The 14,620-nt window shown below is 38.5% G+C and carries 15 protein-coding genes; 10 read left to right on the top strand and 5 right to left on the bottom strand.

Annotation, left to right across the window (positions count from 1 at the left end):
* Positions 1–119: 119 nt before the first annotated feature.
* From OA84_RS11400 to recQ, 4 genes are all read right to left on the bottom strand, one after another.
* Positions 120–614, bottom strand: a complete 495-nt coding sequence (locus tag OA84_RS11400) for a hypothetical protein (protein ID WP_156965048.1) — start codon at positions 612–614, stop codon at positions 120–122.
* Position 615: 1 nt separating this feature from the next.
* A complete protein-coding gene (locus tag OA84_RS07570; RefSeq protein WP_039344336.1) occupies positions 616–1,689 on the bottom strand; it encodes a glycosyltransferase in 1,074 nt (357 codons plus the stop codon).
* 127 nt (positions 1,690–1,816) lie between these two features.
* Positions 1,817–2,071 carry a hypothetical protein gene (locus OA84_RS07565; protein ID WP_039344334.1) on the bottom strand — a complete coding sequence of 85 codons (255 nt, stop codon included), beginning with the start codon at positions 2,069–2,071 and terminating at the stop codon, positions 1,817–1,819.
* A gap of 4 nt (positions 2,072–2,075) precedes the next feature.
* Positions 2,076–4,280 carry a DNA helicase RecQ gene (recQ, locus tag OA84_RS07560; protein ID WP_039345869.1) on the bottom strand — a complete coding sequence of 735 codons (2,205 nt, stop codon included), beginning with the start codon at positions 4,278–4,280 and terminating at the stop codon, positions 2,076–2,078.
* A 262-nt stretch (positions 4,281–4,542) separates the two neighbouring features.
* Here recQ and OA84_RS07555 point away from each other — a divergent pair, with 262 nt between their 5' ends.
* Entirely contained in the window at positions 4,543–5,502 is a 960-nt protein-coding gene (locus OA84_RS07555; protein ID WP_039344331.1) for a KpsF/GutQ family sugar-phosphate isomerase, read from the top strand.
* Between the two features lie 169 nt (positions 5,503–5,671).
* Positions 5,672–6,499, top strand: a complete 828-nt coding sequence (tatC, locus tag OA84_RS07550) for a twin-arginine translocase subunit TatC (protein WP_185093402.1) — start codon at positions 5,672–5,674, stop codon at positions 6,497–6,499.
* A gap of 39 nt (positions 6,500–6,538) precedes the next feature.
* Here tatC and OA84_RS07545 read toward each other — a convergent pair whose 3' ends face one another.
* A complete protein-coding gene (locus OA84_RS07545; RefSeq protein WP_039344328.1) occupies positions 6,539–6,964 on the bottom strand; it encodes an SRPBCC family protein in 426 nt (141 codons plus the stop codon).
* Positions 6,965–7,155: 191 nt separating this feature from the next.
* Here OA84_RS07545 and OA84_RS07540 point away from each other — a divergent pair, with 191 nt between their 5' ends.
* From OA84_RS07540 to pcaD, 8 genes are all read left to right on the top strand, one after another.
* Positions 7,156–8,253, top strand: a complete 1,098-nt coding sequence (locus OA84_RS07540) for an MBL fold metallo-hydrolase (protein ID WP_039345863.1) — start codon at positions 7,156–7,158, stop codon at positions 8,251–8,253.
* A gap of 80 nt (positions 8,254–8,333) precedes the next feature.
* Positions 8,334–9,107 (top strand): hypothetical protein, encoded by a 774-nt coding sequence (locus OA84_RS07535; RefSeq protein ID WP_039344326.1) that lies wholly within the window; start codon positions 8,334–8,336, stop codon positions 9,105–9,107.
* 66 nt (positions 9,108–9,173) lie between these two features.
* Positions 9,174–10,175 carry an alpha/beta fold hydrolase gene (locus tag OA84_RS07530; RefSeq protein ID WP_039344323.1) on the top strand — a complete coding sequence of 334 codons (1,002 nt, stop codon included), beginning with the start codon at positions 9,174–9,176 and terminating at the stop codon, positions 10,173–10,175.
* A gap of 73 nt (positions 10,176–10,248) precedes the next feature.
* Positions 10,249–11,124 carry an AraC family transcriptional regulator gene (locus OA84_RS07525; protein WP_039344320.1) on the top strand — a complete coding sequence of 292 codons (876 nt, stop codon included), beginning with the start codon at positions 10,249–10,251 and terminating at the stop codon, positions 11,122–11,124.
* Between the two features lie 167 nt (positions 11,125–11,291).
* The gene (locus OA84_RS07520; protein WP_039345860.1) at positions 11,292–12,416 is read left to right on the top strand and encodes a muconate/chloromuconate family cycloisomerase; all 1,125 of its coding nucleotides are present in this window, start codon (positions 11,292–11,294) and stop codon (positions 12,414–12,416) included.
* Positions 12,417–12,419: 3 nt separating this feature from the next.
* A complete protein-coding gene (catC, locus tag OA84_RS07515) occupies positions 12,420–12,710 on the top strand; it encodes a muconolactone Delta-isomerase (protein ID WP_039344317.1) in 291 nt (96 codons plus the stop codon).
* Between the two features lie 32 nt (positions 12,711–12,742).
* A complete protein-coding gene (locus OA84_RS07510) occupies positions 12,743–13,678 on the top strand; it encodes a dioxygenase family protein (RefSeq protein WP_221399750.1) in 936 nt (311 codons plus the stop codon).
* 76 nt (positions 13,679–13,754) lie between these two features.
* Entirely contained in the window at positions 13,755–14,531 is a 777-nt protein-coding gene (gene pcaD / locus OA84_RS07505; RefSeq protein WP_039344314.1) for a 3-oxoadipate enol-lactonase, read from the top strand.
* Positions 14,532–14,620: the final 89 nt, after the last annotated feature.

The raw sequence follows: 14,620 nt of genomic DNA, 5'->3' as shown, positions 1-14,620 counted from the left end.
TTTACAAATTTTGGATTTTAGCTTGTGAGCGCAATCATAAAATTTGGAAAAGTTCGTCGTATTTTTTTTGAAATAATTTTTTTTTAATAAGAGAGTAAAATAGATTTAATTGTTGTACACTATTTAATTTTTATTAAGAAAATTATTTCATAATCAGACTTTCCCAATATGGTATTCGCAGAGTGCCACTTATTTAAATTCGGTAATTTTAAAACTCTTTTGATTTCACTCTTCATTTTTTCATCCTTAAAACCGGATATTTCGGCGTGTTGAATATTATTTTGTTTTCCAATGATCATCCTAACCTTAATATCAGACGGTTTCGTAGATTTTTTAATTCTAAAATTATCATAAAATTCCGTTGTAAATCTATTCATTCCACCGGGAAATGTTGCCGGAAAAGTTTCATTGTCGTAGTAACAATTTAACCTATTGTTTCTGCAAGAATCTGAAAATTTTGATATTTTCGCGCTCTCTTTATCAAATAAAACCGACTCCATTTTCGAAAATAGAACTTTACCTTCAACAACGGAAAACTCTACATTTTTTTCTTTGTTTAAAAACGGCGAACATGATAGAATAGTTGCAAAAAAAAACAAATTGAAATATTTCACTTTATAATTTTTTTAATACCTCTGTGTATCGTTCTAATATTATTTCTTTCGAAAAGCGTGATGAAATAGAATTTTTAATTTCTGTAGAATCTTGATTTTGTGTTAGAAGCGAAGAAATTTTAGCCGCAAAATCGGCACTTTTTTCAATTTCAGCAATTACACCGGTTATGCCGGCTTGAATAATTTCTGAAATTCCGCCCGGACAGTTATTTGCTAAAGAAAAAGTACCACACGCGCCGGCTTCCAAAAGCACATTCGGAAAACCTTCGTAACGCGAAGAAAGAATAAAAAGATCCGCAAATTTCAGGTATTGATACGGATTTTTTTGCTGTCCGTGAAAGATTACATTTTCTAAATTTAAATCTTTTTTCATCTGAAGAAGTAAATCTTTGTCGCGCCCATCGCCCAAAATATGCAGCAGAATTTTCTCCTTTTTTAAATGGCTGAAAACTTTCAGCAAATTATCAAAACCTTTTCGCGCTGAAAGATTTCCAATTGCGACAACATTTCTAAAATCATTTCTAAAAGCTTCGGGTTTTTCAGAAATTGCTAAATTTTGTTCGATAAATTCAAAATCCACCGGATTATTGATTTTAATTAATTTTTCCGGTTTAAGGTTGAAATTTTCAATAAGATCATTTTTCATATCGTCACTCTGACAAATGATTTGATCGTAGTTGTTGTAAAAGCGATAGAAAAAGCGAATTTCTTTTCGCGTTACGTGTTTTGAAACCACATTGGTTTCGCGCGCGACGAATTTAATTTTCGGAAACATTCTGATAAAAAGTGCCAAATAAGCGTTAACTTCTCCGAAGCCGCTGAAAACAATATCCGGTTTTCGGCTTTTTATTTCTCTTAAAATCGGAAGTAAAGAATTTCGGATTCTGGGTGTTTTAATGTCAATAATTTCTACATCATCTTTCAAAATTTCCAGATAACCGCCTTCTTTGCGAAGTAGAAGGATTTTCGGATCGAAGGTTTCGCGTGACAGATGGTTCGCAATTGTCGTGACAATACGCTCTGCGCCGCCCATTTCCAAATCCGGAAGTATAAATAAAATGACGGTCTTCTTCATGTTTTTGAGAAAAAAAACCTTGTCAGTTTTTTGAAACGATGACAAGGCTAAATGCGAATTTACAATATTTCGCTAAAGGTTTATCAATAAAAATTGGCGGTTAAAACGGGCATTTTTTGCTAAACAGCTAAATGTTTTCTTCGGAATCAATCGACTCGATATGCGAAGCGATATTTTCCAGAAGTTCATCTGGTGTCATTCCTGCCGCAAATTGCTGGTCGAAATCCTTTTCTTCAATTTTTTCGGAATTGATGTTTGTGGCACATTTCTCTAAACTTGCCGAATTTTTAATGTCAATTAGTTTTTGCAAAACCTCAGCATCATCCAAACTTTCAATCCAGCCGATGAGATTTTTTCGGGCTTCCAACAATGAATTTTTCATTTTTTTAATTTGCTACGTCTGAAATAAATTTAATACGCAACATCCGAACTTCTTCGTCGCTAAGATCATCACCAAATTCTGCGAGCAAAATTTTCATGCTGTCGCTTTCACTTTCGCCCATAAAAGACATAAAATCTTCCACAATATCTTCGTCAAAATTTTCGTCAATATAATAATCAATATTCAGTTTAGTTCCCTGATAAACAATGCGTTCCATTTCTTTCAAAAGATCGTCCATGGAGAGATTTTTCGCTTTCGCAATGTCTTCAAGATCAATTTTTTTGTCGGTGCTCTGGATAATAAAAACTTTGTGGCTGGATTTGTTCGCCACGGTTTTCATCACCATATCCTGCGTCCGCTCGATATTATTTTCTTCGACATATTTCCTGATAAAATCCGCAAAATCCTTTCCGTATTTTTTAGCTTTGCCGTCGCCAACACCGTAAATATTACCAACTTCCTCCACCGTAATCGGATATTGAACTGTCATATCTTCAAGACTCGGATCCATAAAAATGGTGTACGGTGGTTTTCCAAGTTTTTTCGCTACGTTTTTCCGCAGTTCTTTTAGCTGCGAAAATAAAACTTCGTCTAAGCCGCCGCTCGCTTGAGACTGACCTTTATCGGCATTTGCTTTCGTTTGTTCGAGGTTATATTCGCGGTCTTCGGCAATGAAAAATATATTCTCTTTCTTTTCTGCGAGCGCTTTCTGACCTTTTTCGGTGAGTTTTAAAACGCCATAAGTCTCGATATCTTTTTGAAGGAAATTCTGCACGGTCGCCTGGCGGATAATGGTTTTCCAGAAGTTTTCGTTTTCTATTTTTCCGATGCCAAAATGTTTTGTGGTCTCTAATTTATAGGATTTTGTGACCGGATTTTCTTTACCGACAATCACCGCGATTAAATCTTTGGTTTTAAATTTTTCCTCTAAGTCTTTCACCAATTGCAAGAGCGTAATCAATTGCTTCGACGCATCTTTCAGCACCGGCGGATTTACAGCATTGTCGCACATTCCTGCGCCCTGACCGTTTTTCGGGTCGAACTGTTCACCAAAATAGTACAGGATATATTGGCGGCGACTCATCGATGTTTCCACATAACCCACGACTTCATTTAAAAGCTGCAAACCGATCTCACGTTCCGAAACTGGTTTTTGTGCTAAAAATTTCTCAAGTTTTTCAATGTCTTTCGGATCGTAAAAAGCCAGACAATAACCTTCGCCGCCGTCTCTTCCGGCGCGGCCGGTTTCCTGATAATAACTTTCAAGCGATTTCGGGATATCGTAATGAATCACAAAACGCACATCGGGTTTATCGATTCCCATTCCGAAAGCGATGGTGGCAACAATGACGTCGGCATCTTCCATCAGAAATTTATCCTGATTCATGACGCGCGTTTTTTGGTCGAGACCGGCGTGGTATGGCAAAGCATTAATTCCGTTTACCTGAAGAACCTGCGCAAATTCTTCCACTTTTCTCCGGCTTAAACAGTACACAATTCCGGATTTACCTTTTCGTGCATTGATGAATTTTACGATTTCGCGGTCGATATTTACCTTTGGTCTTACTTCGTAAAAAAGATTCGGGCGGTTAAAACTTTCTTTGAAAACCACGGCATTGTTCATTCCCAGAGTTTTCTGAATGTCATCCTGAACTTTCGGAGTAGCCGTCGCGGTTAAAGCAATTACGGGAACATCGGCAATTTTATCGATTATCGATTTCAAATTCCGGTATTCCGGGCGGAAATCGTGTCCCCATTCGGAAATACAGTGCGCTTCATCGATGGCGACGAAAGAAATTTCAACTTCTTTTAAAAATTCCTGATATTCTTCTTTAATTAAAGATTCCGGCGCAACATATAAAAGTTTTGTAACACCAGAACGGATATCATCAAAAACCTGTTTCGTCTGGGTTTTATTTAAAGAAGAATTCAGAACGTGTGCGACACCTTCCACAGATGAAAGTCCGTTGATAGCGTCCACCTGGTTTTTCATCAACGCGATAAGCGGTGAAACCACTATCGCAGTTCCGTCCGACATCAGGGCGGGCAATTGATAGCAAAGTGATTTTCCACCACCTGTCGGCATCAGCACGAATACGTCTTTACCTTCCAGCAGCGTCTTTATAATGGTTTCCTGATGACCTTTAAATGTGGAAAAACCGAAATATTTCTTGAGCTCTTTGGATAAATCGGTATTGGATGTTTTCATTTTCAATTTCATATTTATATAACGGCTCCTCTTTCCTCGTCTAAAACATCGCCGCTCAAAAATTTAGAATTAATCTAAGAAGATAGATATTGTTTCCTAAATTTGCATTGTAACCAAAGTTAAAAAATTAAAATTACAATTTAGTCCTACTTTGCGATTTTATCACGACCGAAGCATTTGTGCTGTTTCACGAAAAAACGCGAGCTTAGAATTTATTACCAAAAAAAATAGGACCTAAAATGGCAAATTTTTACCAAATTTAATGAATACTCAGAACATTCTAAACCTCGCTCAACACGCACTTTCCGTTGAAATCGCCGAGCTTGAAGCCCTAAAAAACCGTCTTGATTCCGAATTTGTACGCGCGGTAGAAATCATCAATAAAAGCTCCGGAAAATTAATTGTCGTAGGAATTGGCAAATCGGCGCACGTTGGCAACAAAATGGTGGCAACGCTAAACTCTACAGGAACGCCCGCGCAATTTTTACACGCTTCGGAAGCAATTCACGGTGATTTGGGTGTTATTCAAAAATCCGATGTTGTACTTTGTATTTCCAACTCCGGAAATTCGCCGGAGATTGTGACGCTTTTACCATTTTTAAAGGATTATTCCGCAGCATTAATTGGAATGACCGGAAATGCAAAAAGCAAGTTAGCCGAATTTTCAGTTGTTATTTTAGATACTTTCGTTGAAAAAGAAGCCTGTCCAATCAAATTGGCACCAACAAGTTCAACTACCGTGCAAATGGCTTTAGGAGATGCATTGGCGGTTTGCTTAATGGAACTCAATGGTTTTAAAGAAAACGATTTTGCGAAATTTCATCCCGGCGGAAGTTTAGGTAAAAATCTTACGGCCAAGGTTGAACAGTTTTTATCACCGCAAAAACCTCAGGTTTCACCGGATTCTTCGGTGCGGGACATTATTATTTCCGTAAGCAGTTCTAAGCACGGTATTACGGTGGTTACGGATGCTGAAAAAATTACCGGTGTAATTACCGATGGCGATTTACGGCGGATGCTCCTGAGCGACCGTGATCTTACGGAGCTTAAAGCTGAAGATATTATGAGCAAAAATCCGAAAAGCGTGGATAAAAATTCTTTAGCAAAAGAAGCGATGCAGATTTTAAAAGATAAAAATATCGGACAGCTTATCGTGACTGATAACGGAAAATATTTCGGTATTATTGATATTCACCGGCTTTTGGATGAAGGAATTAATTAGCACTTGCCGATTTCTAGCCATTTCGAAAAAAAACGGTCAAAAAGCACGGAATTTTTAGAATTATAATATTTGGAACATATTAAAATTATTCAGCAATTAATTTATAATTTCGCAACTGCAGAAAAAACCGCTTTACCGGCGGACTCGTACATAATTAAAATAAATTTTCGTGACCGAAAAAAAAGAAATGTCCTTTCTCGGGCATATAGGTGAATTAAGAGCACATTTAGTCCGTTCTCTCATTGCGATTGTGGTTTGTGCCATCGTTATCGGTTTCAATGTAAACTGGATTATGGACCATATTTTTTTCGGGCCTACACGCAATGATTTTTTAACTTTCCGTGTGGTGAATCATTTTTCGCGCGAACTCATCGGTGAAAACAGCATCACGCTTCCCGGAAATTTTGCCGTTCAGCAGAAAAAACTTTTCGAGCAGTTCAACGTCATGATGGCAGTTTCTATTTTCGGTGGAATGGTGGCAGCTTTTCCTTATTTAATCTGGGAGTTATGGCGCTTTATCTCGCCGGCTTTACACCCGAAAGAAAGAAAAAATTCGGTTTTCTTAATCAATTTTGTCTGGATTTTATTTGCGGTTGGAATTCTTTGCGGCTACTTTTTAATCTTGCCTTTCGCTATAAATTTTGGTTTGCTTTTCAAAGTTTCAGACAGCATCACGCAGCTTTTTGATTTGACAGATTACACCACTTTATTTATGCAGATTGTTTTAGGAATGGGATTGGTTTTCCTTTTTCCGGTGATTGTTTATTTCCTTACTTCCATTGGAATTCTTACGCCGCAATTCATGCGAAAATATCGCAGGCACGCCATTGTTTTAATCATGGTTGTCGCAGCGATCATAACGCCCGCAGATGTTTTAAGCATGATGATGGCGGCTTTACCACTGCTTTTGCTGTATGAATTCAGCATTTTGATGTGTGCCTACACCTTCAAAAAAGTGCAGAAAAGAAATCTGGAAAGCACGGAACTTCAAAAATAAAAAATAAAAAAACGGCCTATTTGACCGTTTTTTTTCGTTTTACTGTTCTACAAATTCTTTTAAATTTTTACCTAAAATTTCCGTCCAACCGTTGTTAAAACTTTCCTTTTGAAAGTCGGTGCCGAGGTGCTTAAAATTTTCGAGGCCTTTATGCGTGATTTTTACCAAAGATTTGTCTCCGTCTTGCTCAAGCTCCCATTTCACAATGCTTTTGTCTTTCGAAAGTTCGGGATAAGTCCAGGTATGCTTTAGCTTGCGCTCAGGAATTATTTCTAAAATTTCACAGCGGTGGTGATATTTTTTAGCATCGCCCGGCTCATAAAAATTGAATTCCTTATGAGTTTCCAGTTCAAAATCCGGAATATCGAAATACCATTTTTTCATCAGTGCTTTATCAGTCAAAGCCTGCCAAACTTTTTCTACCGGCGCATTGATTTCTTTTTTTACAACCACATTTTCGTGCATAACAGTAATTTTTTATAGATGATATTAAAGTTACCACAAATTTCAAACATAGATAAAAGTATTCGCCTGATTTAATTCATTCTTTAATTTTAAATTACATTTGTGCGCATTTAAATGTAAAATTTTAATTCATTTTATATTTTAAAAGTGAACGAAATTAACCGAAGTCAATGAAAGTTCTGAAGAAAATTATGATAGCAGTTTTAATATTAATTTCAGTTTTGGTGGTTTCCGGCTATTTTATTTTGCAGCACCCCAAATTCGGGAAAGCGCCGTCGGGAAAGCGCTTGGAAAGAATTAAAAAGTCGCCGCATTATATAAATAATAGTTTTGACAATCTGAATTTTACGCCGCAACTCGCGGAAGATACTTCGATGCCGAAAGTGATGTACCGCTTTTTGTTTGGTAAAAATGGAAATGCCAAACCGCAGCAGAAATTCAATTTCACCAAAAGCAATCTAAAAAATTTAAATCCGAATGAAAATGTTTACGTTTGGATGGGACATTCCTCCTATTTTCTGCAGATTGACGGCAAAAAAATTCTGGTTGATCCGGTTTTGAGCGGCAATGCTTCACCATTTTCATTCACCACGAAAGCGTTTGGAGGTTCAGATGTATACACGACAGACGACATTCCGGAGCTTGATTATCTTATAATTTCGCACGATCATTGGGATCACCTCGATTACGAAACCGTGACAAAACTGCTGCCGAAAGTCAAGCAGGTAATCACCGGTTTGGGAACAGGCGAACATCTGGAATATTGGGGTTATAAGCCTGAAAAAATTATCGAACTGGACTGGGGCGAAAGCGCAGATTTAGGAAACGGTTATAAAGTATATGCCGAAACAGCGCGACATTTTTCCGGCAGAACATTCAAAAGAAATCAGGCAATTTGGGCAAGTTTTGTTTTCGAAACACCACAGCGAAAAATTTATCTCGGCGGCGATTCCGGTTTTGATGATCATTTTGAAAAAATCGGAAAAAAACACGGTGGTTTTGAGCTCGCTATTTTAGAATTGGGGCAATACAACAAAGACTGGCGCTATATTCACATCCTTCCGGAAGAATTTTTGGTGGCGGCGAAAAACCTAAACGCGAAGCACATTATTCCGGTTCACAATTCTAAATTTGAGCTTTCGCTGCACGGCTGGAAAGAACCTTTGAAAAAAATTACCGAACTGAACAAAACCGAAAAATTACCGCTTATAACGCCTAAAATTGGTGAAATTGTTCATTGGCAGGATGACACCAAAACTTATGAAAATTGGTGGGAAGCTTACGATTAACCGTTTGGAACGAATTTCTTTGAATTAAAAAAATATGCTGTTAAAACAGCTTTTTTTTATAATTTTAAAAAAACTAAACAATGAAAAAAACATTACAGATTGCCAACGGCTTCGCTTTAGTTTTCACCATTATTTTCAATTATTTAAGCAACACGGGCATTTTCGACGCTAAAACGATCGGTGATGTTTCCGACCAATACAAAACTTTAATTACACCCGCAGGTTATGCTTTTTCGATTTGGGGCTTGATCTATCTTTTCATGCTGGCTTTCGTAATTTATACCGGCCGAAGTTTATTTAAACCCGAAAAAAACGACACTGACAAATTTGTAGAAAAAATGGGTTGGTGGTTCGTTCTTTCCTGCGTCGCAAACTGTTCCTGGATCGTCGTCTGGTTGTATGGTTTCGCCGGTTTTTCAGTTTTAATTTTAATTGTCGCGATGGTTTCTTTGCTAATGATTTTAATACCTGCTTTAGATTTTGCTAAAAGCGGCTTAAAAAAGTGGTTAATCAACGTTCCTTTTCAAATTTACGCCGGTTGGATGAGTGTTGCGCTGATTGTTGCCACCGCTTCCTGGCTGCAAAAAATTGGCTGGAACGGTTTCGGCATTCCGGAAGCGGCCTGGACCATTATTCTAATCAGCATTGCTACTGTTATTCATCTATTGATGACGTGGAGAAAAAATGCTCCGTTTTTCGCATTTGTCGGAGCCTGGGCTTTTGTCGCAATTGCGCAGTCAAACAGCGACACCAATTCTGTCGTTAACACTTACGCGATTATTGCAGCGGTTGTTTTAGTAACCAGCAGCGTTATCCATTTATTTAAATTTAAAACTGCCACCGCCCAACCTTAATTTTAAAATCTTTAGTGTTTTTAAGGCTAAAAAAATAGTTTCGTAAATTTGAGGAAATTCAAAAAAATGTCATTTAAGCAGCTAATTTTTTCCGTGTTCTTTCTGTTTTTCATTTCCTGCAATGCACAGAATCTTTCTAAACTTCACCCTTTGGATGCGGAGCTGACTACTGTAAAATATCCGTTTCCGGTTCATTTTAAAGAAGTGAAAAACCAAGGACAAAACTTGAAAATGGCTTTCATGGATGCAAAACCGGAAAAACCAAACGGTAAAACCATCGTTTTGCTTCACGGTAAAAATTTCAACGGCTACTATTTCGAACAAACCGCGAAAGCGCTCTTAAAAGAAGGTTTCCGGGTCATTATGCCGGATCAGATTGGTTTCGGGAAATCGTCGAAACCGAAACAGTATCAATTCAGTTTTCAGCAACTTGCAGAAAATACCAAAATTATTTTAGATGATTTAAAAATTGAAAAATTTATTGTACTCGGTCATTCCATGGGCGGAATGTTGGCGACGACAATGGCGGTGATGTATCCGGAAAGAGTCGAAAAATTAATTCTTGAAAACCCGATTGGTCTGGAAGATTACCGGAACTTTTCACCATACCAAAACATCGATAAATTGTACGCTTCCGAGCTTAAAAACACCTACCATTCCTACAAAGATTATCAGCTGAAATTTTACTACGACGGAAAATGGAAACCTGAATACGACCCGTGGCTGAATCTTTTAGCTGGCTGGACGATTTCAAAAGATTTCCCGATAACTGCCTGGAACGCCGCGCTGACCACCGATATGATTTACACGCAACCTGTGGTTGACGATTTTGAAAAAATTACAGCGCCAACGCTTTTAATCATCGGTACGCGGGACAGAACCGCGATAGGCAAAGGAAATGCGCCAAAGGAGTTGCAGCCGCTGATGGGACTTTACCAGAATTTAGGCAAAGAAACCCAGAAAAAAATTAAAGGTTCAAAACTCGTGGAGCTGGAAAACGTCGGACATTCGCCACACATTGAAGTTTTTGAGCGATTTATAAAACCGCTGCTGGAATTCATCAAATAAGCATTTAGAAAATGAAAAATTTGCCCTTTTAACGGCAAATTTTTTTGTGCCGGATTTTTTGTAATTTTAAAAAATGGGTCAAAAGGTTTACTACAACGGTGTTTATGGCGAGCAATCGATAAAGTTGGTACGTGAAATGATCAATATTATTCCGTTGGACGATGTTTTCAGCAAATCCGGATATTCCATAAAATCGCACGCGCACCGCAATTTGTTCCAAATTTTCGTGCTTGAAAAGGGCAAAATTAAGCTTTTGGCGAACAACGAAAAATATTCCGTCTCAAAGCCTTCCGTTCTCACGATTCCGCAATCTGTACTTCATGGTTTGGAGTTTGAGCCGGGCTCCAGAGGTTATCTCATTTCGCTTTCCGCGAATGCAGTGGAACAGATGTTGAAGTTTGATGTGGCGGTAATTTACGAACTCGACACCATCAGCATTACCGAAATCAATCAGGAAAATCAGCTCGTTCAGGACGCCTATACGACAATTAAAAAATGTATTTTCGAATATCAAAACCAGCTTCCGGGCAAAGATTTGGCACTTCAATATCTGGTTGGAATGCTTTTACTACGGCTTTACCGCATCAGCCAGGCGCACCAAACGCAGATTCACACGCTGAATCAGAACGAAAGAAAGGTTTTCCGAAAATTTAAAAAACTGGTTCAGGAAAATAATTCCATTAAGAAAAAAATCGAAGATTACGCTTCCGAGCTCGGAATTTCTGTAGCGTCGCTCAGCCAAATCTGCAAAACGATTTCCGGTAAAACGCCGAAAGAAGTCATCCTGGATTTCCTGATTTTGAACATCAAATCAACCTTGAAAAATATGGAATACAGCATTTCCGAAGTTTCCTATCAGTTTGATATTGATGATCCGAGCTACTTTGCGCGACTTTTCAAGCAGAAAACCGGACAAACGCCGAAACAATACCGCGCAAATTATAATTAACCAGCAATTCATCTTCTTTTAAAATCGCATTTTAAACCGCCCATTTTTCTGGTATTTTCAATTTATCCTAGTAATAATTGAAAAAATCCTATTTTCCTGGAAATAAGAGTGGTAAATTCGGTATTCAATTAAGTTACAGCAATTTAACTTTAAAATATCGAGCACTAATGGCAGATTTTCCCCAAATTATAAGCGTTGAAGCGGACATTATTGAACTGCCGACCATCCGTCCGCACAAACTTTCGATGGCCACCATGATGAGCCAAACGATGGTAATCATTAAAATTACCTCGGACGACGGAATTATCGGCTGGGGCGAAGCAACTACAATTGGCGGAATGACCTACGGTCCGGAATCTCCGGAGGCGATGAAACTCACCATCGAGCGATATATTTCGCCATTACTGAGCGGGAAAGATGCTTCAAATATCAATGCTTTAATGCTTGATATCAATAAAAATGTGAAAGGCAGCACATTTGCAAAAGCCGGAATAGAAACCGCCTTGCTTGATGCTTTGGGAAAAAGGCTTGGTTTTTCTGTTGCACAGCTTTTGGGTGGTTCGGTTAACACAAAACTTCCGGTTTTATGGACTTTAGCAAGTGGAAATACCGAAAAAGATATCGAGGAAGCTCAGCATTTAATTTCAATCAACCGGCATGACACTTTTAAACTCAAAATCGGCAGTAACGATCCAAAAAAAGATGTTGCACACGTTGTCGCAATTAAAAAAGCGCTGGGCGAAAACATTAAAATTACGGTTGACATTAACCAAGCCTGGGACGAATTTACCGCAAAAACCTGGATTAAAGTTTTACAGGAAAACGGTGTAGACTTAATTGAACAACCAATCATAAAAACCAATTTTGACGGTTTAGCACGCTTAACCGAATTTTTCCATGTTCCGATTATGGCAGATGAAGCTGTTGCAACCACTGAAGATGCGATGAAACTTTCAAAAATTCGTGGTGGAAGCGTTTTCGCTGTTAAAATTATGAAAGCCGGAGGTTTGTACAATTCCGCGAAAATAGCAGCCATTGCCGATGCTGCAGATATTGCGCTTTACGGCGGCACAATGCTCGAAGGCACCATTGGTTCGATTGCATCAGCGCATGTTTTCAGCACCTTTAATAAGCTGCAATGGGGAACGGAACTTTTCGGGCCGCTGCTTTTGTCGAACGATATTGTGACCAACCCGATGGTTTTCAAAGACCGCCAACTTTCCGTCCCGAATAGTCCGGGTCTCGGAATCGAGATTAACACCGATAAATTAAATCATTACAAAAGAAAATAAATCATGGTATACGTAGTAGAAATGGATGTGAAAATCCCTGAAAGCTGGGATGAAGACAAGTTAAAAAGCTTCCTTGAAAGAGAAAAAGAGACGTCTCAAAAATGGCAAAATTCCGGGAAGTGGAAACATCTTTGGCGTGTGGCCGGAAAATATTCTAATATCAGCATACTGGATGTTGAAAGTCCGGAAGAACTGCATGAAATCATCAGCTCTCTCCCACTTTTCCCATACATGAATATAAAAGTGACAAGCATTTGCAAACACCCAAATGCCATCAAAGAAAATTTACTATAATCAAAAGAATATTAATAAAAAAATTACGAATTATGTTGACAAGAGAACAGATAGACGAAGTTTACGACAAAATAGTTTCTAAAGAAAGCGCTGAAGCCGGAAATCCGCGCGTGAAAGAAATCACTAACCGATTGCTGAAAGATCTATTTTATGCAATGGTTGACCTTAATATCACTTCCGAAGAAATGTGGCACGCCGCCGATTTTCTGCGTGAAGTGGGCGAAACAAACCAATGGGGATTGGTGTTCGCCGGAACCGGAATTGAACATTTTATCGATGTGATGGAAGATCAGGCAGACAAAGAAGCCGGTATTGAAGGCGTTACTGCAAGAACCATTGAAGGTCCGCTTTACGTTGCCGGTGCACCGGAAACCCTATCTTACGCGGAGCTTGAAAATGACCCGGAAGAAAACCGAGATTTGGAAAGGTTTTATATGGAAGGTCAGATAAAAGATGTTCAGGGAAATCCTGTCGAAGGTGCTTTACTTGAGGTTTGGCATTGCAACGGAAACGGAATGTATTCCTATTTCGATACTTCGCAATCGGAATTCAATTTACGACGCGCGATCAAAGTTGGAGCGGATGGTAAATATAAATTCAAAACCATTGTTCCGCCAGGATACGCGTGCCCTCCGGGAAGCCCTACTGAAAGGCTGATGTCGATGCTTGGAAGACATGGCGCAAGACCAGCGCACATCCATTTTTTTGTGACACATCCGTACTACCGCAAACTCACAACGCAAATCAATATTGAAGGCGATCCGTTAACCTATGACGATTTTGCTTTTGCAACGCGCGACGAACTCGTTCCACACATCAGTAGACATACTGCCGAAGAAGCGGAAGCAAACGGTTATGAAAAAGAACCTTACGCACATGCAACTTTCAATTTCTCCATAATTAAAGAAGTTAAAGCGCCGGATGATGGTGAAAATCACCGATCAAGAGCTTCTTACGAAAACGCGTAGTTCACTGAAATAGCAATTCTACCAAACTCTTCATTTTCGGATGCGGAGTTTTGGCAATTTATAAATATCAGAAAAAATGCCCAAAATAACCGTCAATAAAGCTGTTTTAAGTTACAAATTCCTCGACAACAGAAATGCTGAAACTTTGGTTTTTTCAAACTCGCTCGGTACGAATTATTCCATGTGGGCGAAGCAGGAAAATGAGTTGTCGAAACATTTCAACATTTTATTTTCCGATACACGCGGTCACGGCGAAAGCGAAACCACCGAAGGCGACTACTCTGCCGAGATTTTAGGTAATGATATTTTGCAACTCACCGAGATTTTAGGCGTTAAAAGCTTTATTTTTTGCGGCTTATCGATGGGCGGCTTAATCGGGCAATGGCTTGCTTTAAATGCCGGTGAGCGAATTGAAAAACTCGTTTTGTGCAATACTTCACCGAAAATCGGAACAAAGGAAAGCTGGAACGAGAGAATTTCAATTGTTAAAACTAAAGGACTGAAACATGTTGCCGAAAACACAGCCGAAAAATGGTTTACCGATGATTTCATTAAAAACGAACCTGAAGAAGTTCAGCAAATTTTAGAAAATTTCAAAAAAAATTCAGCCCAGGGTTATTCTTCATGTTGCGCTATGGTTCGCGATGCAGATTTTAGTGAAGAGATAAAAAACATCGAAAAACCGGTTTTAATTATTTCGGGAAGTGAAGATCCGGTAACTACCCTTGATGACGGAAATAAGATGCAGAAACTCATTAAAAATTCTCAGCATATAATTTTAAATGCAAGACATTTATCGGCTTTTGAATGTCCAAAAGAATTTAATGACGCTCTGCTGAATTTTTTGAAATAAAGAAAAATTTGCCGCTTTAAGGGCAAAAAAATATGAAGTGTCTTTTGCAATCATTTTAAATTATTGTAAACCATTTGATTAAAATTTAA

Origin of the sequence: Kaistella solincola (assembly GCF_000812875.1) — a bacterium.
In the GTDB taxonomy this organism is placed as follows: Bacteria; Bacteroidota; Bacteroidia; order Flavobacteriales; family Weeksellaceae; genus Kaistella; species Kaistella solincola.
The sequence above is the reverse complement of the archived record's forward strand: the minus strand, read 5'-3'. Positions and strand labels throughout refer to the sequence as shown.